This window comes from Luteitalea sp., from assembly GCA_009377605.1.
GTDB lineage: Bacteria > Acidobacteriota > Vicinamibacteria > Vicinamibacterales > Vicinamibacteraceae > WHTT01.
In genome coordinates this window covers 36,557-59,271 of sequence record WHTT01000039.1, presented here as the reverse complement: position 1 = coordinate 59,271, position 22,715 = coordinate 36,557, and the positions used below count along the sequence as shown (strand labels likewise).

Genomic DNA, 22,715 nt, shown 5'->3' with positions numbered 1-22,715 from the left:
GGCTCGTCGGCGATGCCGGACACCACGGTCAGCGCGATGGCCAACGGGAACAAACAGCAGCGCACGGCCCTAGCGTGAGTCATGTGCTCTCCAATCGTGCCGGCTTGCGCATGTTGTCGATGAGCGCCACGGCGCACGCGTCCGCGAACCGTGGATCGTTGATTGCGGCATCCACTTCGACCACAGGGATCTCGGGACGAAGATGCTTTCGTAGCTCGGTGAACAGCGCTGCATCGGCCGCTGCATCATGAAAGGGTTGACCCGCTTCGCCGATCACGCTGACGCCCTGGAGCGGGATCAAAACGGTAACCGGGCCGGTCGATAGATTGGCCTTCTCCGCCAGGATACGCCCGAGCTGCGTACACTCGGTAGCCGTGGTCCGCATCAGCGTGACCTGCGGATTGTGTTGGTAGAACGTCCGCCCGGAGAAGGTCTCGGGTATGGTCTCTGGAGGACCGAAGTTCACCATGTCCAGGCACCCCGGGCTGATGATCGCCGGGACGCCGTGCCGCGCGGCTGCCTCGAGCCGCGTTGGACCCGCCTTCAGCGCGCCGCCCACCAGCTCGTCGGCCCATTCGGTGGTTGTCACGTCGAGCACACCGTCCACGGTTCCAGACTCGATCAGCGACTCCATGGCCCGACCGCCCGCGCCGGTAGCATGAAAGACCAGCACTTCATAACCCTCGGCCTCCAGGCGGTGTCGCGCCCGCTCGACACACGCGGTCGTGTTACCGAACATACTGGCGACAACGAGTGGCTTCGCGTCCGTGGCCTCAGCACCGACCGCTTCCACCATTGCGCAGATCGCCACCGCCGCTCGACGGAAGATGCCGCGGGAGAAGCGGTTCAGCCCGGCGACATCGACGATGCTCGGAAACATCACGATGTCCTGGGCGCCGACGTAGGGGGCCACGTTTCCGCTGGCGACCGTGGACACCATGACCTTTGGCAGACCCAGCGGCAGCGCGCGCATCGCCGCCGTGGCGATGGCCGTGCCGCCGCTTCCACCGAGCGACAGCACACCGTCGATACGTCCCTCCCTTGCCAGACGCGCGACGAGCCCGGGCGCCGATCGCGCCATGGCCTCGACCATCGCACCGCGGTCGCCGCGGGCGCGCAGTGCGGCGAGATCGACACCACCCTCGGCCGCGACGGCGTCGGCGTCGACGTCAGCCTGGACCTGCGGTGGGCCCTGTCCCCCGACGTCCACCATCAACACGTCATGGCCGCGGGCCCGGATACAGTCGGCCACGTAAGCGTGCTCGACTCCTTTCGTGTCGAACGTTCCAAGAACCGCGATCGTGCTCATGAGCAGCCTACCTGCCTGTCCGTGCGTTCGGTACTGCGCCCTCATCTGCGGTCGTTCGCGGGCCGAGCGTGAGCGCGGCGAACTGACCAGCGCTTGACTTCGCCAGTCACCGACTGATACAAATCGTGACGTATTCTGCACATCCTATTGCGCAATACGCAACATGTGGAGGGCACGAGCCGCGCCCAGAGAGGTCGTGAACGATGAGACACAGGATGAATCGCCGGACCTTCACCAAGGCGCTGGGCGCTGCGCTTGGCGCGGCGAGCCTGCCGCTCTCGGGTACGGCGCAAGCGGGTAAGCTCCAGATCGGCTGCACGTCGCTCATCTGGGGTGCCGTCCCGCGCACGCCGGAAAATCTCGCTCCAGCCGTCGCGGACATGGACAGCCTCGGTTTTCACAAGTTCGAGACCTTCGCCGCCATCCTCGAGGACTGGGACAAGAAAGACACACTCCAAGCGCTCCTCGACAAGTACCGCATCCCGCTGGTCTCCGCGTACTCATCGGTCCAAGTGATCGATCCTTCCAAGCGAAAGGAGACGCTGGCGGACCTGGTCCAGCGAGGCAAGGTCCTCAAGAAATACGGCGGCCGTTTTGCCGTGCTCTCCGCCAACGGCGTCGAGCGACAGGGCTACAACTTCAAGGAGCACCGCCCAAACATCGTGTCCGCCCTGAACGAGTATGGACTGGCGATGAACGATATCGGGCTGGGAGCCGGCCTGCACCAGCACACGAACACCGCGATCGAGACGCGAGACGAGACATACGCCGTCATGGAGGCGGTCAACACCGATCACTTCAAGTTCGCGCCAGATGTGGGCCAGCTGCAAAAGGGCGGTGCCGATGCGGCCCAAGTCGTGAAGGACTTCCTCCCCATCACCGTCCACATGCATCTGAAGGACTACGTCGGCGGGGAACACTTTGCCGGCTACTGCCCATTGGGCCAGGGCAAGGTCGACCTGAAGGCGATTCTCGAGATGGTCGACGCCGCGAATCCCACTGCCAACATCATGGTGGAGCTGGACGGCTCGAAGAACGCGCCGTACACGCCGCGAGAGACCGCAGAGATCAGCAAGGCGTATCTGCAGAAGCTGGGATTCACGTTCCGCGCCTGAGGATATGAAGATCTACCTGCACTTGGCGTTGGTGGCCCTGCTGACCGCGGCGGGGCCACAAGGCGATCCGCCGGCAGACGAGCCCACTGTCGTTTCGGCGCGCCCGGGCGGTTCGAGGCAAACGCGCACGGCGGTCGACGACCTCCTGGGCTGGAGGGTCGGCATCGCCTCCACGGCCTTTCGCGATCTCACCTTCTTCGAGGCTGCCAGCAACGCGGACCTCCTGGGACTGGCGTTCATCGAGGGATTCAGCTCGCAACAGGTGAGCCCCGAGATCCCCAAGAAGCTGGACTATCACCTCTCCCCCACGGAGGTGGCGGCCATCAAGGAGAGGCTTGGAGAGCTGAACCTTCGAATGGTGGCCTACCACGTCGACGCCATCGGCGACGAAGAGGCAGGCCGCCAGCTCTTCGAGCTCGCGAAGAGCCTGGAGGTCGAGACGATCGTCGCAAGCTCCGACAGCGCATCGCTTTCCACGCTGGATGAGCTCGCGAACGAGCTCGACATCAACGTCGCGCTGGAGATTGGTGACCAGACATCGGACCATTCGGATCCAGAGCAGTTGGTGGCGGCGCTGGAGCGCCGGAGCGAGCGGATTGGCGTCAGCCTCGACGTCGACCGCTGGAGGCAGCAAGGTATCGAGCCGCTGGAGGCGCTATCTCTGATCGAGACGCGGTTGATGGCGCTGGAGCTGCGCGATCGGAGCGCTCGCGGCACGAATGGCCGCGATATGCCGCAGGACAACGGTGCGGCTATTGGGGAGCTCCTCCTTGCGATCAGTCGACGCCATCCGCCCGAGGCTCCCCGATGGCTGCCGGAGTGCGGCAACTGCGCCAGCCCACGCGCGGCGGTCACGCCGCTGTTCATCGGCCTCAACACCGCCGGGGCTGCGGATACGTTCCTGGAGCTGTCGGGAGCCGTCGAGCGCTTCGAGGCGCTGGTTCGCCCTGCGACGGGATATCGCGTGAACGAAATCTCGCGCAAGATGCCAATCACGCCGACCGATCGCGTGCCGCCGGAGGACCGGCGGAAGATCGCGGCGGCCTTGCCGCGCGAGGCGGCCGTGAAGCCGAAGAAGGCACGGAAGCTCCTGGTCATCGACCTCTGTCCCAGCGGCGGCTTCTATCATGAGAACATTGCCCACACGAACCTGGCGCTGGAGCTCATGGCCAAGAGCACGGGCGCGTATGAGCCGGTATTCGACAATGATCTGGACAATCTGAAGTACCCGACGATCACACAGTTCGATGCCGTATTCTTGAATAGCGTCGTGGGTCAGGTGTTCAGCGATCCTGACGTTCTCGATGGCCTCCTGCGGTTCGTCCGCGAAGGCGGGGGTGTCGCCGGGCTCCACGGCACGACGTACGCCTCGATGAACTTGCCGGAGTTCGGGGAGATGATGGGCGCCCAAGATGGTCCCCACCGCGTGGAGCCGGCAACACTGCGGATCGAGAGCCCGAGCCATCCGCTCAATGCAGGATTCGCCGGCAGGGAGACGTTCGAGTACACGGACGAATACTATCGTTTCCTTGCAGACGGGCCGTACTCTCGGGAGAAGCTGCGAGTGCTCTTGAGCCTTGACGTCGGTAGAACGGACATGCGGGGGGAGCGCCCTCTCTATCTCCGTCCTGACAACGATTACGGGCTCAGCTGGATAAAAGGCTACGGTAAGGGACGTGTGTTCAACTGCGCGCTGGGACACACGACGACGATGTTCATGACGCGGCCGCTGGCGGAGCACGTCTTGGCGGGGATCCAGTTCGTCCTGGGGGATCTCGAAGCCGACACGACGCCGAGCGCGAAGCTGGCCGGCAGACGGTAAGGAGGTCACTCTGAAGCTCGAAAGCAAAATTGCGCTTGTGACAGGGGCGGCTCGCGGCATAGGTCGTGGCATCGCCGAGGTCTTCGCCGCGGAAGGCGCCAATGTCGCGGTGAACGACGTCACCAACATGCCGCTGGCCGAGGAAGTGGCGGCAGGGATCCGTGCCGTGGGCCGCCGTGCTGTCACGTGTAGAGCCGACGTGGCGAACCGTTCGGACGTGGAGCCGATGATCGAGCGAGTCTGGAAGGAGCTCGGGCCGATCGACATCCTCGTGAACAACGCCGGGATCGAAACGATCGTCCCGTTCCTGGAGCTCACCGATGAGCAATGGACGCGGCTGGTGGACGTGAACTTGCGCGGCGCCTGGCTCTGCTCGCAGGTCTTCTGCCGACGCGCAATCGCGGAAGGCCGTACGGGCAGCATCGTTCACATCGGCTCGATTCAAGCCGGCAAGGTGCTGCCGGGACGCACGCACTACGCACCCACCAAGCTCGGTCTCGAAGCGCTGACGCGCAACATGTCGGCCGAGGTGACACCGCAGGGGATCCGGGTCAACTGCGTGCATCCCGGCCTCATCGACACGCCGATGACCGAGTGGGTCATGAAGAACCCGGAGCTGCTGCCGGGCGTGCTCGCGCAGATCTCGATCGGCCGCGCCGGCTCCCCGCGCGAGATCGGCACCGTCGCGGCGTTCCTCGCGTCCGACGAGGCGAGCTACCTCACCGGGCAGTCGGTCTACGTCGACGGCGGTTGGCAAGGCAAATGACGCATGACGTATTTGCGCTGGGTGAGTGAGCACACGGCAACGAAGTGGTGGCACGACTCCGCGGAAGCGGCAGAGCTCGACATCGGTCTGCAGCGCGGCGCGGTCGGTGTCACCACGAATCCAGTACTCTCGAGCGTCGCGTTGAAGAAGGACCGGCAGCTCTGGGGTGCCGCCATCGATCAGGTGCTCGGCCAGAAGCTGCCACCGGAGCAGAAGGCTGAGGCGCTGATGCGGATCACCGTCACTGAGGCCGCCGCGAGGCTGATGCCAGAGTTCGAGCGCCGCCAGGGGGAATCCGGCTTCGTCTGCGCGCAGGTGAACCCGTCGCGCGCGGGCAACCGCGAGTGCATGGGCCCCATGGCGAGACGTTTCCACGCCTGGGCGCCGAACATCGCGGTCAAGCTGCCGGCAACCGCTGCAGGTCTCGACGTGCTCGAGGACTGCATCGCGGAGGGCATCACGACCACGGCGACGGTCAGCTTCACCGTGCCACAGGTGATTGCCATCGCGGAGCGACATCGCGCCGGCATGGCACGCGCGACGCAGAACGGGATCACGCCTGGAAAGTGCTTCGCCGTGCTCATGATCGGCCGCTTGGACGACTACTTGCGCGAAGTTGCGCACGATTGCGGGGCCGCCGCGATCAGTGAGCCCGACATCCGCCAGGCCGGTCTGGCAGTCTCCAAGCGCGCGTACGCCATCTACAAGGACCGCGGCTATGAAGCGGTGCTGTTGGTGGCCGCGCTGCGCGGCGACTACCACCTGACGGAATTGGCCGGCGCCGACCTCGTGATGTCCATCCATCCGACGTATCAGGAGGTCTTCGTGTCGAACGACTTGCCGCGAGAGCCGCGAATCGACAACCCCGTACCGGAGGATGTTATCGAGCGGCTCCTGCAGCTGCCTGACTTCGTGCGCGCGTACGAGCCGAATGGCATGGCACCGGCGGCGTTCGTCACATTTGGCATCACCCAACGGACCCTCAGTCAGTTCACCGAGATCGGTTGGAAGCAGTTGGAGAGCTATCGGTAACCGTTCTTGGTTCTTGGTCCTTAGTGCTTGGTGCTTGGTGCGCCTTGGCCTACCCGAAGTATCGAAGCGTACTAAGCGCACCAAGGACCAAGGACCAGGAACCAAGAACCGACCATGGCCACACCAGTTGAATTACCCAAGCTTGGCAACACGGTCGACGAGTGCTTGGTGAGCAAGTGGATTAGACAGAAAGGCGACGTTGTCGCCACGGGGGACATCGTCGTCGAGATCGAGACGGACAAGGCAAACTTCGAGGTCACCGCTCCGGTCGACGGTACGGTGCTGGAGACCTTCTTCGAAGAGGGCTCGCTCGTCCCGGTCTTCACGAACCTCTTCGTCATTGGCGAGGACGGGGAGAGCGCTGTAGAGTTCCGACCACAGTCGGCCGGCTTGGCGCCTTCCGACGGGCCAGACACGCAGACTGGCGCGCCCTCGTCGGAGCCGCCGGCAGCATCGACGCTCTCTGTGTCGACCGCAGCTGTAACTCCAGCAGATCACATGGCCCCGCTCAGCCCCCGCGCGCGGCGTTTTGCCCAGGAGCACGACTTTCATCCATCGAACGTCGCTGGGTCCGGTCCGGGCGGAAGGGTGCTCGAGGAAGACCTGCGCCGCGCGTACTCCGCAACCGCCGTAACGCAGGCCTCCTCCCCGTCGGCCGTAGCGCAGGCCTCGAGGCGTGCCTCGACCGTATCGTCCCCACCGAAGAACCAGGCGCGGCGCGGCGTGCGCGACGCCATCGCCCGCCGCATGCGGGAGTCTCTCGCGTCCACGGCGCAGTACACGATGCACACGTCGGCGGACGCGGGCGGGCTCCTGACGCTGCGCGCCCGTATCAAGGCGTCAACCACCCTGCCGGATATTACGATCGGCGACCTGGTCACCTTCTGCACGATCAGGGCGCTCGTCGACGTGCCAGCCCTCAATCAGGAGCTCGTCGACGGCGAGCTCGTGGAGCACGCAGAGATACATATCGGCTTCGCGTGCGACACACCCAGGGGGCTGCTGGTTCCGGTGGTCCGGAACGCGCATACGTTGCCGATCAGCCGGTTGGCCCTCCAGATGAAGACGCTCACCGCGCAGGCGCTCGAGGGAACCATCAGGCCCGATGATCTGTCTGGCGGGACGTTCACGATTAGCAACCTGGGCAGCCTCGGAATCGAGTGGTTCACCCCGCTCATCAACCCGCCGCAGGTGGCAATTCTCGGCGTGGACGCCATTCAGCTCAAGCCAGTGCGGCGCGAGGGGAGAGTGGCGCTCATCGACGTCATCGGTCTGTCGCTCACCTGTGACCATCAGGTCATCGACGGTGCACCGGGCGCGAGGTTCTTGCAAGTTCTCAGGGACAAGGTCGAGAGTGTGGAAAAGGTAGGCAGGGACCTAGGGATCTAGGGGTCCAGGGATAAAAGGATCGCATGCCAAAGTCGCTCATCATCGAGCCGGAACGGGTCTTCGCCAGAGAGACCATCCAGCTCTCCGATATTCCAGTCAACGCCTACCAGGAGACAGCAGACGAAGATCTTGCGCGCTATGCTGCGGAAGACCTCGTATCCATCTGGCAGGACATGTGCGGGATTCGGGAGTTCGAGACGGCGCTCAACGAGATCAAGACGAAGGGAACCTACAAGGGCGTCTCCTACACCCATGCTGGACCAGCCCACCTCTCGATCGGTCAGGAGGCGGCTGCCGTCGGCATGGCCTTCTCGTTGACGCCCGACGACCACATCTTTGGCTCGCATCGCAGCCATGGAGAGATTCTGGCCAAAGCGTTCTCTGCAATCCGGCAGCTCGGCGACGATGATCTCTTGAGAATCATGGAGAGCTACCGGGAAGGCGCTCTGCTCCGTCCGGTCGAGAGGGGACACAACGGAACGCTCAAGGAGCTGGCGGTTCGCTTCTTCATCTACGGCGCGTACAGCGAGATCTTCGCGCGTGAGACCGGCTTCAACCGCGGGCTGGGCGGCTCCATGCACGCCTTCTTCGCACCGTTCGGCATCTATCCCAACAACGCCATCGTCGGCGGCTCCGGATCCATCGCGCCGGGCGCGGCTCTCTACAAGAGGGTGAATCGAAAACCTGGCGTCGTCGTGGCAAATATCGGCGACTCTTCCTTCGGCTGTGGCCCGGTCTGGGAAGGCATCACCTTCTCCGCGATGGACCAGTATCGCAATCTATGGGAAGCGTCGCTGGGCGGCGGCCTGCCGATCATCTTCAATTGCATCAACAACTTCTACGGAATGGGCGGTCAGCCGTTCGGTGAGACGATGGGCGTGCAATACATCGCGCGCATCGGCGCCGGCGTCAATCCAGACCAGATGCACGCGGAGCGGATCAATGGATACGATCCGCTCTCGGTGATCGACGCGTTCCGGCGCAAGAAGCAGGTGCTTCTCGAAGGCCGGGGCCCAGTGCTGTTGGACACGGTGACCTACCGGATCAGCGGCCACTCACCTTCTGATGCCTCGAGCTACCGCTCCAAGGAGGAGATCGAGCGCTGGCAGGAGGCGGACTCGCTGCGCGCCTTCCAGCACAAGCTGATCGCACACCAGGTCGTCGCACGGGAAACGCTCGACGCCGCCAGAGCATCCATCGAATCGGCTATCGGCGACACGTTCCGCCTGGCGGTCGACCTCGACACCAGCCCGCGCGTGACGGTGGGATCCGAGCTGGTCGGCTCCGTCATGTTCTCGAATGAGCGCGTCGACAAGCTCGATGACCGCGAGCCGGAGCTCCTGCAGGATCCCGCGGCCAATCCACGAGTGCAACAGATTCGAGGCAAGCTGCGCACGCCCACCGACGAGGGCAAGCCGGTCCCCAAGATGAAGGCGTACAACATCCGCGACGCCATCTTCGAGGCCATGCTCCACCGCTTCTCCATCGATCCGACGATGATTGCCTTCGGTGAGGAGAATCGTGATTGGGGCGGTGCGTTCGCCGTCTACCGCGGTCTGACCGAAGCGCTGCCTTACCATCGGCTCTTCAACACACCAATCTCCGAGGCGGCGATCGTCGGCGCGGCCGTTGGCTACGCGTTGTCCGGCGGCCGGGTGGTGGCAGAGCTCATGTACGCGGACTTCATGGGTCGTGCGGGCGACGAGATCTTCAACCAGCTCGCCAAGTGGCAGGCCATGTCCGCTGGCCAACTGAAGATGCCGGTGGTGCTACGCGTCTCCGTCGGGGCGAAGTACGGTGCGCAGCACTCGCAGGACTTCACCTCGCTCGTGCATCATATTCCCGGCCTGAAGGTCGTCTATCCGGTCACGCCCTACGACGCCAAGGGCATGATGAACGCCGCGCTTGCCGGCACCGATCCGGTTGTCTTCTTCGAAAGCCAGAAGCTCTACGACGTCGGTGAGAGGTTCGTCGACAGTGGAGTTCCGGAGGGTTACTACGAGATCGACCTTTCGGAGCCGTCCGTCAAGCGACCCGGTAAGGATTTGACGATTGTCACACTTGGACCAACACTCTATACGGCCGTCCAGACGGCTGACGAGCTCGAGGCGCGGTTCGGGAAATCTGCAGAAATCGTCGACCTACGAGCCGCCAATCCGCTGAACTACGCGCCGCTCATCGCGTCGGTTCGCAAGACCGGCAAGGTGCTCCTGGCGTGCGATGCCGTAGAGCGCGGCAGCGTGATGCAGACGGTTGCGGCCACGCTGACCCAACTCTGCTTCGATGACCTGGATGCTCCCCCCATCGTCATCGGCTCCAGGAACTGGATCACGCCCGCCGCTGAGCTCGAAGCCTTGTTCTTTCCCCAGGTGTCCTGGCTGCTCGATGCCATTCACGAGCGCGCTCTGCTACTGGAAGGGCACCAGCCCCCCACCAACCAGACGCTCAGCGAATTGGTCAGGCGCGCGAGACTCGGCGTGTAGCAGCGACCCGTTCCGGCGCCCGTTGCGCAGAGAACCCCGCATAGGGCTTCAAAGGAATAATCGACACATCGAGCATGCCGGCTTGAAATAGGGGCAGTGTGTTCAGCTTCTCCCGCACGTTTGCTTCACAGTCCGCTTCGATCAGGATGCACGCCCCCTCGACGTCGCAGCGATGCCAGATTTGGCGAATGAACCCTTGACCATAGAGGGCACGAGCCTGCTCGACCTCCTCGTCCATGCGCGCCGCGAACTCGGCGCCAGCGAAACTGTCGGTTTGACGGCGGGTTAAGGTCAAGAACTGCATGCTCTCTTGTCCTCCTCTGGGTCGGTCTCGAGTCCAATTCGACCGGCTGATATAGCGACTGACCCCATCATGCACAATTTATTGCGCCATACGCAACACCGTTCTGGTCGCGATTCCGCAAAAAAAAGAACCGGGTACCTTTTCGGGCGCGAAAAGGTACCCGGTTCCTTTTTCGTAGGGCGGGCGTTAGCCCCGCCTCAGACCGGTCAGGCGCACCCGCTGGTGGTGCCGCAATTGGCGCACTTGTAGCACGCACCGCCGCGGATCATGATTGAGCCGCACGACGGGCAGGGCGGTGCGTCCTCCTGGGACTGGATAGTGGCGTAGACGGCTCGGCCTACACCGTTCGTGGAGCTGCCGTTGGTGCTCCCGTTGCCTGCGCTGACGACGTGGAAAGCAGGCGCAGCAGCATCAGCCACGCGCTCCGCGGTGGGCGCCGGCGGATCTTGGCGCGTCGGTTCGACGCCGTTGACCCCCACGCGGAACCTCTCTTCGGGTGAGAGGAACTTGGCTGCGATCCACCGGAACACATAGTCCACGATTGACTTCGCGATCCGCACTTGAGGGTTCTTGGTCATGCCGGCCGGCTCGAAGCGGACATGGCTGAACTTGTCGACGAGCACCTGAAGTGGCACCCCGTACTGGAGGGCGTACGAAATGGCCTGCGCAAAGGCGTCGGCAAAGCCGGAAATGGTCGACCCCTCCTTCGCCATGACCAGGAAGATCTCGCCCGGCGTACCGTCCTCGTAGAGGCCAGCCGTGATGTAGCCTTCGTGGCCGGCAATATCGAACTTGTGGGTGATGGAGTGGCGCTCGTCGGGCAGCTTGCGGCGCACCGGCCGCGCCGCGGGAGCGCGCTCCTCGGCCGAGGTGTTCAGCGGCTGCGTCCGCTTGCTGCCGTCACGATAGATCGACACGGCCTTGCACCCCAGGCGCCATGCCTCGATGTACGCACGCTCGATCTCGTCGACCGTGGCTTCCTTCGGCACGTTGATCGTCTTGGAGATCGCACCGGAGATGAACGGCTGCGTCGCGCCAATCATCCGGATATGGCCGAGATACTGAATGGAGCGCTCTCCGTTGCGCGCCTTGAACGCGCAGTCGAACACGGCGATCTTGTCCTCGCTGAGGTGCGGCGCTCCCTCGATGGTCTCGCGCTCGTCGATGTAACCCACGATGTCCTTGATCTGCGACGTGGTGTGGCCGAGCCGCGCGAGCGCCATGGGCACGGTGGTGTTGACGATCTTCATCACCCCACCGCCGACGAGCTTCTTGTACTTGACGAGCGCGATGTCCGGCTCGACGCCGGTCGTGTCGCAATCCATCATGAAGCCAATGGTCCCGGTCGGCGCGAGCACCGTGGCTTGCGCGTTGCGAAATCCGAATTCCTCGCCGATCTGAATCGCCTCGTCCCACGACCGTGTGGCCGTGTCGAAGAGATCGGGCGGCACATGACACTGCTCGACATCGCCGAGCGCCGCGCGGTGCTTGTGCATGACCCTGAGAAAGGGCTCACGGTTCTTCTGATACCCGGTGAACGGCCCGCCGTGGTCACGTGCGATGCGCGCCGACTGCGCATAGGCTTCGCCGGTCATCAGCGCCGTAATTGCGGCCGCGTAGCCGCGGCCGACGTCGCTGTCGTACGGGAGGCCGCGCGCCATCAACAACGCGCCGAGGTTCGCGTAGCCCAAGCCAAGCGGTCGGTAGTCTTGACTGTTCCTCCCGATCGCCTTCGTCGGGTAGCTGGCATTGTCGACCAGGATCTCTTGCGCGGTAATGACGGTCCGCACTGCATGCCGAAAGCCGTCGACGTCCAGCTCTCCATCGCCGCCCACGAACTTCATCAGGTTCAGTGATGCGAGGTTGCACGCCGAATCATCGAGAAACATGTACTCCGAGCAGGGATTGCTCGCGTTGATGCGCGCTTCCGCTGGACAGGTATGCCACTCGTTGACCGTCGTATCGAACTGCATGCCCGGATCGCCGCACACCCACGTCGCGTCGGCAATCAGGTGCATGAGCTCACGCGCGCGATACGTATCCATGATCTCGCCGTCGGTCACGGCACGCGTCTGCCAGGAACCATTGTCCAGCACCGACCGCATGAAGTCGTCGGTCACTCGCACGCTGTTGTTCGAGTTCTGGAAGAAGACTGATGTGTACGCCGGGCCGGTGAACGACCCGTCGTAACCGGCGTCGATGAGCGCCCAGGCCTTCCTCTCTTCGTCGACCTTGCACGTGATGAAGTCCAGCACATCTGGATGATCGGCGTTCAGGATGACCATCTTCGCGGCGCGCCGCGTCTTGCCGCCAGACTTGATCACGCCGGCAAACGCGTCGAACCCTTTCATGAACGAGACGGGACCGGATGCGGTGCCGCCGCCCGCGAGCGGCTCGCGCGACGAGCGCAGGGGCGAGAGGTTGCTCCCCGTGCCGGAGCCATACTTGAACAACATCCCCTCGGTCCGCGCGAGCGTGAGGATGGAATCCATCGTGTCCTGGACCGAGTTGATGAAGCAGGCGGAACACTGCGGCTGTTTCTCGATGCCGACGTTGAACCAGACCGGACTGTTGAAAGCCGCCTTCTGATAGACGAGGAGATGCTTCAGCTCACCGCTGAACGCCTGCAGGTCTTCATCGGTGGCGAAATACTGCTGCTTTCGCCCCCATGCCGTAATCGTGTCGACGACACGGCCAATGAGCTGCTTGACGCTCCGCTCGCGCTCTGGTGTTCCCAGCAAGCCCCGAAAGTACTTCGAGGCAACAATGTTCGTGGCCTGTTGCGACCAGAATGCCGGCACCTCGACGTCGCGCTGTTCGAAGACGTGCTCGCCCTTCTCGTTCCCGATGATCGCGGTGCGCAGCTCCCACTCGATCTCCTTGAACGCGTCGCGCCGACCGCTGGTGAAACGGCGCTCGAAGGCGAGTCCTGGGACGACCGGCGCCTCCGGCGCCGGCGCGGCTTGCGTGCCCGGGACCTCGGCTTGCCGCCGGCGGCGCACGTCTCGATCGACATCGGCCTGCTGGACAGCCCCTTGTTCCATGGCCCCCTCCAACGCCCCGTTTTGTTCAGATTTCTTTCGGTAAGCCAATCGCCACCGAAGCCCGCCGTCGACGCTGGGAGGCACGCCGGAAGGCGACGGTCGAGTGTGCGATTCGGGAGACCACTATGGCGCCAGGTTACCTGGTTGTCAAGCGGGTATCTACCACATCTGGTGCTGAGGTGCGGTGTCGGCCCCAAGATCAGGGGTTTCTTGGAATCAGGAGTCGGGACTCAGGAATCAAGGGGGCAGGGGGACGAGGGGAACGGCCCGAGAGGGCCGTTCCCCTGGGGATTCATTCGGGGACTTATTCTGAGGGAGATACTTACGCTTCGCCGAGGCGAAGCGTGGGGACGCTACTAGCTATTGCAAGGTCGGTACCAAACCGAGCTGTGCGCTGAAATTGAAGAATCGAAGCCAAAATCAGCCAAAATTGCCTCAGCTGGTCTCGATGGACCTGCCTCGCCTCCAGACCGGGTGTGTGCAACGTATGCAGGCGCTACGTAGCTCTTACACACTACCGCTGGATCGCTCCGTCAGGCCGCGCGCCAGCTTCTCCGCCTTGTCGGCCTGGTCGCTCGCCAGGGACAGATTTCGGTTCGCCAGGGCAGTCTCCGCCTGACGGAGAAAGCTTTGCGCGTTCGTGTAGTCCTTCTTCGCGTTGTCGTTCAGCGTCGCGAAATTGAGGTTCTTGAGATGAGTGCCCGCCCGCCGCATGGTCTCCCGAATCTTGCGTTCCATCTCTTTGTCGTTCACGGTTTCGGGCGTACTGAGGATCGACTCGCCTTCAGGCTTGGTCTCGGTGGCAGCTTCCGTGGGGCCCGGCGGCGTCGCGGGCGGCTTGGCGGCCGCAGTGTTGCGCTCGCTTTTTGGCTGCGGCTTCCGTGTCGACGCCGTCTCTGTCGCCGGTGGGGCCTCGGTCGCGGTCACGTCGATCGTGTCGGTGGGGAGGCTCGCTTCCGGTTCTGGCGGGCCGGCGATGACCCGGGGAGGCACGTTGGGAACGCGCAGCGGCTCCGCAACGGGCGCCCGCGTCTCCGCCCGGCTGCGCGTCGCGCAACCGGCGCCGAGCAAGACGCCACCTCCGAGCAGGACACCGAGCGCACACGCGCGGAGGATTCTTGCAGGCATCAATGACCGCCTTGAGGAGGGACGCCCCGGCGAGCCCTCCCTACCTTGGTCCTCTGGTAGGGCGCGTTCGCCGAGCGCGCCGTGGTGCTAATTCTACGCGACGCGGCGTGGGGCCGGGACCTCGGCACGAGGCAGGCGCAACCGAAACGTCGCCCCTGAGCCTGGTACTGATTCTACTTCGATACTGCCATCGTGGAGATGCACGGTCCGATAGACCATCGACAAACCGAGCCCGCTGCCCTTGTCCTTGGTCGAAAAGTACAGATCGAACAGCTTCTCCATGTGCTCCGGGTCGATGCCAACACCCGTATCTGCCACTTCGACGACCACGAAGCGGGAGCCGTCGGCGCCGGCGGCAAAGCGCAGCACACCTCCGTGTGGCATGGCCTGGCACGCGTTCAACGCCAGGTTGAGAAATGCCTGCCGCAGCATGCTGCGGTCGCCGCTCACCTTTGGCACGCTGGGCTGACACTCGTTCACAATCGTCACGCCGGCTGCCTGCGCCTGAGGCGCCATCACCTCCCTCACCTCTTGGAGCAGTCCGTACACCTCGACCGGTTGGAGCAGGAGCTCCTCCGGCCGGCTGAACTTCAAGAAGCCCTGCACCACTTCGTCGAGCCGGCGGATCTCCGCGCCGATGATGGACGCATGCGGCATCACTGGCGGCGCGTCGATGGTGGGCGGCCCGGCGCCGCCGTCGCCGCTGGCGCGCAGCTTTTGTTTGAGGAGCTCGAGATGGATGGTCATCGCGTTCAGGGGATTCTTCACCTCGTGGGCGACCCCTGCGAGCAGCCGGTTGAGCGCCGCCAGCTTCCGTGAATAGCTCAGCGTGCTCTCGACGTGATGCAGATAGCTCAGGTTGCGCGCCACGACCATCACACCCATGGGCCGCCCCGTGGCCTCGCTCAGTGGGTGCGCCGTGACCGATTGTTCGACCGTGCCGTCTGGGGCAGACACATCGATCGCCAAGGGGCCAAGCGACTCGCCGGTCTCGAGCACGCGCGCCACGAGCCGTCGGTACGGGAAATCGTCACCGAGCGCTGCCCCTTCCGCGGTGTCGGCGAGGCCCGGCACGGTGCCGCGAAACGCCGTGTTGGCAAACACCAGCTCGCCGTTGGTGTTCAAGACGGCGACGGCATCCTCGAGCTGATCGACGGCAGACTCGACGCCCGTTGCGTGGCCCGCGAGCTTGGCACGGACCGCCGACAGCTCGGCGCTGAGGGTATTGAAGGAGCTGCCGAGATCAGCGAACTCATCGCCAGGCGGCAGATCGAGCTTGACCCCCTCCTCGCCCTTGCCCAACCGCGCGAGTCCTCCCTTGAGGATGTGGATCGGCCGGAGTATCCAGTTCGAAAGGACCAGCGACACGATCACCGCCACGATCAGAGCGGTGAGCGACGTCCAGAGCACCGGCATCAGCTGCTCCATGAGGTACTGCCAGATGAGCAACATGGAAATGCCGATGCGAATGACGACGAACGTCTCGCGCGTCGACCTGAGAATAATGGTTTGCTGAACCTCGAATGGGCGGTCCGAAAGCAGGGCACGAAGGCGGCTGAACACGCCACTTTGCAGGAGCTCATCGATGCTGGACTGCGGCTCCAGCACCTGACTTTCCAGGTTCCCCTCCCCCTCGGGGCTGTAAATAACGACGACGTTCTTCGCGTCGACAATGGCGGCGTAGCTGACGTTCCTCTCGTAGGCGCTGGTGGCGTCCAGGAGATCCCGCACCACCGGATCCGCGCGGAGCTGCGCGAGGGCCTGCTGGGGACTGCTCACCACCGCGATAACGCGCTGCAAGATGAACGAGGCGAGCATCTCGTTGCGCGCCTTGGCCTCTTCCAGGCTGACGCGCGCAAGTGTGACGAGATTGATCAGGCTCAAGATGCAGACCGCCACGCCCACCACGAACGTGACACCCAGCACCTGCTTCGTCTTGAGGCCGAGCCGCATACGCTTCACGGGTAGTTCGATCAGGAGTGGCAGGGCGCGGGGTGAGGGGATGATGGGGTGACCGGGTGACAAGGTGACCAACGGAGGAACGGGGTGCGGTCGCCCAAGTCACCGCCGCCCTTCACCCTTTCACCGTGTTACCTTGTGACCCCTTCACCCTGTCACTCTGTCACCCCCTCACCCTGTCACCCTTTCACCGCCTCACCCTACTTCTCCGCCTCACGCACCTTCAAGCGATTCAGCTTGTTGTGCAGCGTCTTCAAGCTGATACCGAGCGTCTCTGCCGCTCGAGTCTTGTTGAAGCCGGTGTGCTGCAACGTCAGCTTGATGAGCTCCGTCTCCGCCTCGTCGACCGACATCCCTGGTCGCAACGTCAGCGTCGTCTCATCGCGCGGCACCTCGCGCGTCTCGAGCATGGTCGGCGGAAGATGAGAGACCTCGATGAACTCCCCAGGGGCAAGGATCACGGCGCGCTCGATCACATTGCGCAGCTCCCGGATGTTTCCCGGCCACGGATAGCGCTCGAGCACGCGCATGGCGTCGGGGTGCACCGCAGAAACGGACTTCCCATTGCGCGTATTGAACTCTCCGAGAAACGCCTGCACCAGAAGCGGGATGTCCTCATGGCGCTCGCGGAGCGACGGAAGCTCGATTGAGAACACATTGAGGCGATAGTACAGATCCTCGCGCAGCTTTCCCTTCTGCACGGCGTCGGTCGGGTTCGTATTGGTCGCCGCAATGATCCGCACATCCACCGCTTGCTCTCGCTGCCCGCCGATACGCCGAAAGGTTCGTTCCTGCAACACCCGCAGCAGCTTCACCTGCGTCGAGGGCACCATCTCGGCGATCTCGTCGAGAAGGAGCGTGCCGCGATGCGCGAGCTCGAAGCAGCCTTGGCGCCGGTCCACGGCGCCGGTGAACGCCCCCTTCTCGTGACCGAAGATCTCACTCTCGAGCAATGTCTCCGGAATCGCCGCGCAGTTGATCGCGACAAATGGCTGCTGCGCGCGCTGGCTCAGCTGATGAATGGTCTGGGCGACGAGCTCCTTGCCAGTGCCCGACTCGCCCCAGATGAGCACGGAAGCGGCCGTGGGCGCCGCCTGCTCGATCACGCGATACAGCCTGCGGATCGCCGGCGTGTTGCCCACGATGCGGCCGAAGCTGCCCTGATCCCGAAGCTGACGACGGAGCTGCTTGACCTCGCGCAGCGTCTGGTGCCGCTCGACCACCTTGTTCAGCAGAATCTGCAACCGCTGCGGGTCGACCGGCTTCGTGAGGTAATCGTAGGCGCCGTCCTTGATAGAATCCACGGCGGTCTCTACGGTCCCCTGTGCCGTCAAGATAATGACGCTGATGTCCCGAAGCTGGTCTTGCAAGGCCCGCAACAGGCCGAGGCCATCGAGGCGGGGCATCACCAGGTCGGTGACGATGATGCCGGGCCGAAAAGTCGTCACCTTGTGGAGGGCCTCCTCGCCGTCAATCGCACCCTCGGTGACGTAGCCCCAGGCTGTGATGAGCTCTGTCAGTCCAGTCAGCGCCGCTCGGTCATCTTCTACGACCAGGACGCGCTCACCACCGCCGCCTGTCGTTGCTGCCAGCTCCGACATCGCCAACCCTTCAGTTTCCTGGGAACCCACCGCAGAGACCTCCTGTAGGTAAACCTGAAGTTTAACACTTGTGTTAGAGTCGCAACCATCGTGACCGCTCGTGTCTTCCGATAACTTTCCCGCGATTCCGAACCGCGCGGAACCTCCTCCGGACCAATCCAACACCGCGGAATGGCCCGACGGGGCCGCGGCCCGAGCAGCGACTCCGCGACCGCGCGTGCCAGCGCGCGATCGCTGGCTGTCGTTCTGCGAGGTGCTGCTGTGCTCAGGCTATCCGACACAGTTGTTGTTGGCATTCGCGCTCCTCGCCTTTGGCATTACGGCTGGCGATGGTCGCGGCGCCATTCGCCTCGATTTCGTCGTTCTCCTGTCGCTCGCAGATGCCGCCCTGGTGATCGGTCTCGTCTGGACGTTCCTGCGACTCCGCGGCGAACGACCCGCGAGCGTGCTGTTGGGCAACCGCCGCACGCTCCGCGAAGCGCTGCTCGGCGTCAGCCTCGTGCCCGTCCTGCTGGGAATGGCCGGCATCGTGGGGCTGATCGTTCAGCGGTATCTGCCGCGGTTGCACAACGTCCCCACGAACCCGTTCGAGGCCCTGCTCGAATCCGCTGGCAGCGCCGCGCTGTTCGCCATGGTGGCGATCGTCGCCGGTGGGCTCCGTGAGGAAATCCAGCGAGCCTTCGTGCTCCACCGCTTCGAGCAGCACCTGGGCGGCGCCCGGCTCGGCCTGGCTATCTTCAGCCTCGCCTTTGGCCTCGGGCACCTCCTTCAAGGGTATGACGCCGCGCTGCTGACAGGGTTGTTCGGCCTCCTGTGGGGCGTCGTGTACCTATGGCGCCGGAGCATTGTCGCTCCGGTCGTGTCGCACGCGATCTTCAATACCGTAGAGGTAGTCTTTCACGTCATGGATCTGGCATGATGGGCGCCGTGCCCCAAGAACGTGAATGGCGTGAAGCAAGCGACATGCGCGTGTCGGTGGTCAATCTCGCGCTCGTGTTGTTGTGCGCGCTGCTCCTGCGACTGTGGTCGCTCGGTCATGGCTTACCCGGCACGCTTCTCGACGACGAGCGCGTCGTTCTGTCACGCGTCATCGTCGCGCTCCAGAGCAATCTCTGGCACCCGAGCAGTCTCGATCCGTCGCCGCTGCTCTCGTATCTCCTGGTTCCCGTCGCGGTGGCCAGGTTCCTGGCTGGTGTTGCCGGCGGAACGTTCACGTCGGTCGGTGAGCTGACGCCCGAGGCGCTCGCGTTCTGGGGCCGCCTGACGGTTGCCCTCTGCGGCACGGCAACGGTCTGGATTGTGTTCCAGATCGGGCTTCGATGGGGTGCGCGGCACGCGCTGCTCGGCGCGGGCCTGATGACGGTGATGCCCTCTCACGTGCGCGCGTCCCACTTTCTCACGCCCGATGTGCCGGCGGTCTTCTTGCTGGCCCTCGGCTTCCTGCTCTCGATCCGCGCCGCGGAACGCCCCACGTGGCGGGCATTTGCTTTGGCGGGCGGCGCGACTGGGCTCGCCGCGGCGATGAGTCCCGTCGCAGCGCTGGCGGTCGCCTTACCGCTGACGGCGGCCTGGATGACGCTCACCGCGGTCCCTTCGCGACGCGTCTGCGGCATAGCCGCACTGGGCGGCGCACTCGTGCTCTACGTTGCGAGCTGCCCCTTCGTCCTGCTCGACCTGCCCTGGTTCTTGAACGACGTTGCGCGCCGCGCGACCGAGCGCGCCGCGACGGATCCACCGGCTGCGTGGTGGGTGCCGGTCGGGCACCTCACCGGCGAGCTGGGCTGGCCGGCCATGCTGCTCATGATTGGCGGCATGGCCCTCGGCATCGTGCGCGCGGTGAAGGGCCCCGGTCGCACGCGCTGGACCTTGGCAACGGGGTTCCCCATTGTCGCGGTTCTTGCCGGCTGCAGCGTGTCGCTAGTCGACGCGCGTGTGCTGACGCTGCTACCGGCGACCTGCCTGCTGGCCGCCATTGCCGTCGTGTCTGGCGTCAGCCAGCTCCGCCGGTTCGAGATTGCGCGGGCCCCGCGGACGGCGCTGATTGCCGCTCTCACCGTTGTCGCGGTGCTGCCGCCGCTTCTGAGCGCTCTCCACGTTGCCCGCACACTGGCCCGAACGCCGGTCGTAGTCCGAGGTTCGAGGTGAGAGTCGTGAGCTCTGAACCTCCACGTCCCCCAACATGACACCCAACGGGCGCGCCTGTAGCTCTAGTGGCCAGGTCGGTGTGACCTCAATCCGGAAGTAGTGGGGCCGGCCCAGATCGGAGGGTGGAACAACGTAGTGAAGAGACCGCCATCCATCAGCGGTCACAACGGAGTCATGAAGGAGGCGCCCGTCGAAGCGCGCTCGAATGCGCTGCGCGATCGGCGCGAGCTTACGTATTCTGATGGTGACTCGGCGCGCGTCGGCGCGAACGGGAACCATGGCCGCGCCGCTGGTCCAGCGAAACGGCACGCCGTGAGGATCTCGCTCGAGACCGTACAGGCCAAACGCCACGTCCATGACGTCGATACGTCGACTCGCGAGCGCTGCCCGAGCGGTGGTCATCAGCAGCACGGCGAGCACGACGAGGCGCATGACGCGGCGAAGCGAGCGCCGCCAGCCGTGCGTCGCCCAACCGGTGCCGCTCTGGACGCGGCCGGCCGCGGCGAGCGCACCCATCGCCGCAAACATGACCACGTCCTCGCGCAGCACAGTGCGGTCACCGGTGACCATCGTGAGCCCGTACGCCGCCAACCCCGTCGCCAGGCCCAGCGACGGCCACGTAGCCGAGGTCCGTGCGACGAGCAACGCCGGATCGAACGCGCTCCGGTAGACGGCAAAGAGCAGCACCAACCAAGCCGCAAGGCCGGCAGGTCCAAGCTCCGCAGTAATCGAGAGAAAGGTATTGTGCGCGCTCAGGGTCGTGCCGGGCGAGAACCTGTCGGCTGGGGTCAGATAGCGCGGAAACTGCTCGAACAACTGGCCAGGGCCCACGCCGTACACAGGGTGGTCCGCAATCATGCGGCCAACGATGCCCCAGATGGCCAAACGCCCCTTTGCAATGTTGTCCGCCGGTTGGCGCAGATTGAACGTGTAGAGCCAGGTGCGCACATAGGAGGTCTGTTCGTCGTGCCGTATGTCGAGCGTAGTGCCCACGACAACCGCCGTACCAAGGAGCAGCCCGAGCGCCACGGCCGCGGCCGTCGCCGCTCGCCTGGTATAACGTCGCACGCCGGCGAACGCATCGACGCGGTCGAGATCGCGCCTCAACGCGCCAACCACCAGCAGAGCGAGGCCGGCAATCGCGGCGAGCAGACCCATGCGGCCGGCCGTCATCACGAGCGCCAGCACCACCGTCGTGAATATCACCAGCCAGAGCATGCGGCGCCAGCCGGTCGTGCCACCCGCGAGCCCTGCAATGACCGACGCGAGCAGGGCGAAGTACGCGGCGAGGGCGTTGGGATCCGTGTAGGTGGCGTTGACACGGACGATTCCCGGATCGAAGAAGCGCCAGAGCGGGCTCAAGCCAACCAGCGTCTGTGACTGGACGATACCTACACCTGCGACAACGGCCGCCGTCACGGCCGCCGCGGCGAGCAGCGGCCGCCGCGCCTCGGCCGTGGTGAGCTTCACCACCATCGCCGCGACGAGCAGACCGTCGAGCAGCACCGTGCAGCTCACCACGCCCCCAAACGACAGCGATGGCGTCGGCTCGAAGACGTAGCGTGCTGCCTTTAGCTGGACCTCCAACCACCACGCGTCGAGCGACCCTCCCGCAAGCAGGTAGCCCAGGTGTGGTCCCGCGAGCGTCGACAGCGCGACGATGACCACGAGTGCCCATGACGCCGTGACTGGATCTCGTGGCGATGCCACACGCCCGATCACAACGCGCGCGAGAAACGGCAGCGCCTGACTCATGATCGTGAGGTGCACGAGACCGGCCGGAATCGCAGGCCAGGTCACCGGCAGGATTGGCGAGAGCGGCGTCGCGACAACGAGGATGGCGGGCGACCAAGACGGCCGGAGCACGCCGATCGCCACGAGCCCCAGCCACGCGAGCTTGAACCACCAGGCGACCGCAGGGGTCAGAAGCGCCGCCTGAACAGGGAACGCGACCAGAAAGGCAAGCACGATGGCCGCAATGACCCGAGACATAATCAGGATTCAGGAATCGGGAATCAGGGGTCAGGAGTCAGGAATCCCGATTCCTGAACCCTGTTTCCTGATTTCTACTCGTCGGCGCAGGCTCGCGACCCAGTCGTCAATGGCTTCGGATCGCTCATCGGCGGCGGTCGCCCCAAAACGCTGCTCGAGGTACGACTCGATGCGCACCTCGTCGCGTATCACTGCGCGCAGCTGGTCGACCGTCAAGCCCGTCGAGCGGACAGCCTCTTCGAAGGCGCTGGGGCGCGACAGACGCTGGCGCACGGCCGCCAGTCGCTGGTCGATGATTTCGGCCGGCGTTTCGGCGGTGGCGAAACGCTCCACCTCGATTCGCATCAGCTCACGATCAATCAAGTGCTCGACCACGGCGGCCGTGTCTTCCGTCTCCGGCACCAGGCCCAGCAGCCGTGCCGCGCGCACGTCCGAGAGCGCGATCGGGTGGCCGGCAACAGTCGCGAACAGGCGGTCGAGAATCGTGACCGGCTGGCGCGATGACGTTCGTGCTCCAGCGGCCAGCATGCCAGCCTCTACTACCCCGACCGTGGCACTCGCTGTGGCGAAGCCTAGACAGACGATGGCGCATGCTCGCGTCAGGGCCGGCGTCATGTGTCTTCCAC

Annotated in this window: 16 protein-coding genes; 8 read left to right on the top strand and 8 right to left on the bottom strand. The window is 64.5% G+C overall.

Translation table 11 applies throughout. The features are described from left to right. Window positions 1–79 precede the first annotated feature (79 nt). Entirely contained in the window at window positions 80–1,309 is a 1,230-nt protein-coding gene (locus GEV06_14615) for a UPF0261 family protein (GenBank protein ID MPZ19128.1), read from the bottom strand. 203 nt (window positions 1,310–1,512) lie between these two features. Here GEV06_14615 and GEV06_14610 point away from each other — a divergent pair, with 203 nt between their 5' ends. The 6 genes from GEV06_14610 to GEV06_14585 all read left to right on the top strand — a co-directional run bounded on the left by GEV06_14610 (window position 1,513) and on the right by GEV06_14585 (window position 9,916). Further along, entirely contained in the window at window positions 1,513–2,424 is a 912-nt protein-coding gene (locus GEV06_14610; protein ID MPZ19127.1) for a TIM barrel protein, read from the top strand. 4 nt (window positions 2,425–2,428) lie between these two features. Then, window positions 2,429–4,246 carry a hypothetical protein gene (locus tag GEV06_14605; protein MPZ19126.1) on the top strand — a complete coding sequence of 606 codons (1,818 nt, stop codon included), beginning with the start codon at window positions 2,429–2,431 and terminating at the stop codon, window positions 4,244–4,246. After that, window positions 4,197–5,012, top strand: a complete 816-nt coding sequence (locus GEV06_14600; GenBank protein MPZ19125.1) for an SDR family oxidoreductase — start codon at window positions 4,197–4,199, stop codon at window positions 5,010–5,012. The genes GEV06_14605 and GEV06_14600 overlap by 50 nt, the downstream gene beginning before the upstream one ends. 3 nt (window positions 5,013–5,015) lie before the next feature. Further along, complete coding sequence (locus GEV06_14595) at window positions 5,016–6,044, top strand: hypothetical protein (protein ID MPZ19124.1); 1,029 nt, start codon at window positions 5,016–5,018, stop codon at window positions 6,042–6,044. Window positions 6,045–6,158: 114 nt separating this feature from the next. After that, window positions 6,159–7,433, top strand: a complete 1,275-nt coding sequence (locus tag GEV06_14590; protein ID MPZ19123.1) for a 2-oxo acid dehydrogenase subunit E2 — start codon at window positions 6,159–6,161, stop codon at window positions 7,431–7,433. Window positions 7,434–7,456: 23 nt separating this feature from the next. Continuing rightward, window positions 7,457–9,916: a dehydrogenase gene (locus tag GEV06_14585; GenBank protein ID MPZ19122.1), complete on the top strand. Its 2,460-nt coding sequence runs from the start codon at window positions 7,457–7,459 to the stop codon at window positions 9,914–9,916. Here the strand turns inward: GEV06_14585 and GEV06_14580 are convergent. From GEV06_14580 to GEV06_14560, 5 genes are all read right to left on the bottom strand, one after another. After that, window positions 9,891–10,220 (bottom strand): hypothetical protein, encoded by a 330-nt coding sequence (locus tag GEV06_14580; protein ID MPZ19121.1) that lies wholly within the window; start codon window positions 10,218–10,220, stop codon window positions 9,891–9,893. The genes GEV06_14585 and GEV06_14580 overlap by 26 nt on opposite strands. Window positions 10,221–10,426: 206 nt before the next feature. Further along, on the bottom strand, window positions 10,427–13,264 hold the full coding sequence (locus GEV06_14575; protein MPZ19120.1) for a vitamin B12-dependent ribonucleotide reductase: 2,838 nt from the start codon (window positions 13,262–13,264) through the stop codon (window positions 10,427–10,429). Between the two features lie 507 nt (window positions 13,265–13,771). Next, a complete protein-coding gene (locus tag GEV06_14570; GenBank protein ID MPZ19119.1) occupies window positions 13,772–14,392 on the bottom strand; it encodes a hypothetical protein in 621 nt (206 codons plus the stop codon). A gap of 93 nt (window positions 14,393–14,485) precedes the next feature. After that, complete coding sequence (locus tag GEV06_14565) at window positions 14,486–16,354, bottom strand: HAMP domain-containing protein (GenBank protein MPZ19118.1); 1,869 nt, start codon at window positions 16,352–16,354, stop codon at window positions 14,486–14,488. A 197-nt stretch (window positions 16,355–16,551) separates the two neighbouring features. Continuing rightward, the gene (locus GEV06_14560) at window positions 16,552–17,952 is read right to left on the bottom strand and encodes a response regulator (GenBank protein MPZ19117.1); all 1,401 of its coding nucleotides are present in this window, start codon (window positions 17,950–17,952) and stop codon (window positions 16,552–16,554) included. 100 nt (window positions 17,953–18,052) lie between these two features. On the opposite strand from GEV06_14560, the gene GEV06_14555 reads away from it, so the two are divergent. Both GEV06_14555 and GEV06_14550 read left to right on the top strand, forming a co-directional pair. After that, entirely contained in the window at window positions 18,053–18,871 is an 819-nt protein-coding gene (locus GEV06_14555; protein MPZ19116.1) for a CPBP family intramembrane metalloprotease, read from the top strand. Beyond that, on the top strand, window positions 18,784–20,097 hold the full coding sequence (locus tag GEV06_14550) for a phospholipid carrier-dependent glycosyltransferase (protein ID MPZ19115.1): 1,314 nt from the start codon (window positions 18,784–18,786) through the stop codon (window positions 20,095–20,097). The genes GEV06_14555 and GEV06_14550 overlap by 88 nt, the downstream gene beginning before the upstream one ends. Here the strand turns inward: GEV06_14550 and GEV06_14545 are convergent. Both GEV06_14545 and GEV06_14540 read right to left on the bottom strand, forming a co-directional pair. Then, window positions 19,897–22,089, bottom strand: coding sequence for a hypothetical protein (locus GEV06_14545; protein ID MPZ19114.1), 2,193 nt, complete (start codon window positions 22,087–22,089; stop codon window positions 19,897–19,899). The genes GEV06_14550 and GEV06_14545 overlap by 201 nt on opposite strands. Before the next feature lie 30 nt (window positions 22,090–22,119). Continuing rightward, window positions 22,120–22,704 carry a hypothetical protein gene (locus tag GEV06_14540; GenBank protein MPZ19113.1) on the bottom strand — a complete coding sequence of 195 codons (585 nt, stop codon included), beginning with the start codon at window positions 22,702–22,704 and terminating at the stop codon, window positions 22,120–22,122. Window positions 22,705–22,715: the final 11 nt, after the last annotated feature.

Excerpts from the sequence above, each read along its gene's own strand:
- GEV06_14615 (MPZ19128.1), bottom strand. The coding sequence starts at position 1,309 with ATGAGCACGATCGCGGTTCTTGGAACGTTCGACACGAAAGGAGTCGAG.
- GEV06_14610 (MPZ19127.1), top strand. The coding sequence starts at position 1,513 with ATGAGACACAGGATGAATCGCCGGACCTTCACCAAGGCGCTGGGCGCT.
- GEV06_14605 (MPZ19126.1), top strand. The coding sequence starts at position 2,429 with ATGAAGATCTACCTGCACTTGGCGTTGGTGGCCCTGCTGACCGCGGCG.
- GEV06_14595 (MPZ19124.1), top strand. The coding sequence starts at position 5,016 with ATGACGTATTTGCGCTGGGTGAGTGAGCACACGGCAACGAAGTGGTGG.
- GEV06_14590 (MPZ19123.1), top strand. The coding sequence starts at position 6,159 with ATGGCCACACCAGTTGAATTACCCAAGCTTGGCAACACGGTCGACGAG.
- GEV06_14585 (MPZ19122.1), top strand. The coding sequence starts at position 7,457 with ATGCCAAAGTCGCTCATCATCGAGCCGGAACGGGTCTTCGCCAGAGAG.
- GEV06_14580 (MPZ19121.1), bottom strand. The coding sequence starts at position 10,220 with ATGCAGTTCTTGACCTTAACCCGCCGTCAAACCGACAGTTTCGCTGGC.
- GEV06_14575 (MPZ19120.1), bottom strand. The coding sequence starts at position 13,264 with ATGGAACAAGGGGCTGTCCAGCAGGCCGATGTCGATCGAGACGTGCGC.
- GEV06_14570 (MPZ19119.1), bottom strand. The coding sequence starts at position 14,392 with ATGCCTGCAAGAATCCTCCGCGCGTGTGCGCTCGGTGTCCTGCTCGGA.
- GEV06_14560 (MPZ19117.1), bottom strand. The coding sequence starts at position 17,952 with ATGTCGGAGCTGGCAGCAACGACAGGCGGCGGTGGTGAGCGCGTCCTG.
- GEV06_14550 (MPZ19115.1), top strand. The coding sequence starts at position 18,784 with ATGGCGCCGGAGCATTGTCGCTCCGGTCGTGTCGCACGCGATCTTCAA.
- GEV06_14545 (MPZ19114.1), bottom strand. The coding sequence starts at position 22,089 with ATGTCTCGGGTCATTGCGGCCATCGTGCTTGCCTTTCTGGTCGCGTTC.
- GEV06_14540 (MPZ19113.1), bottom strand. The coding sequence starts at position 22,704 with ATGACGCCGGCCCTGACGCGAGCATGCGCCATCGTCTGTCTAGGCTTC.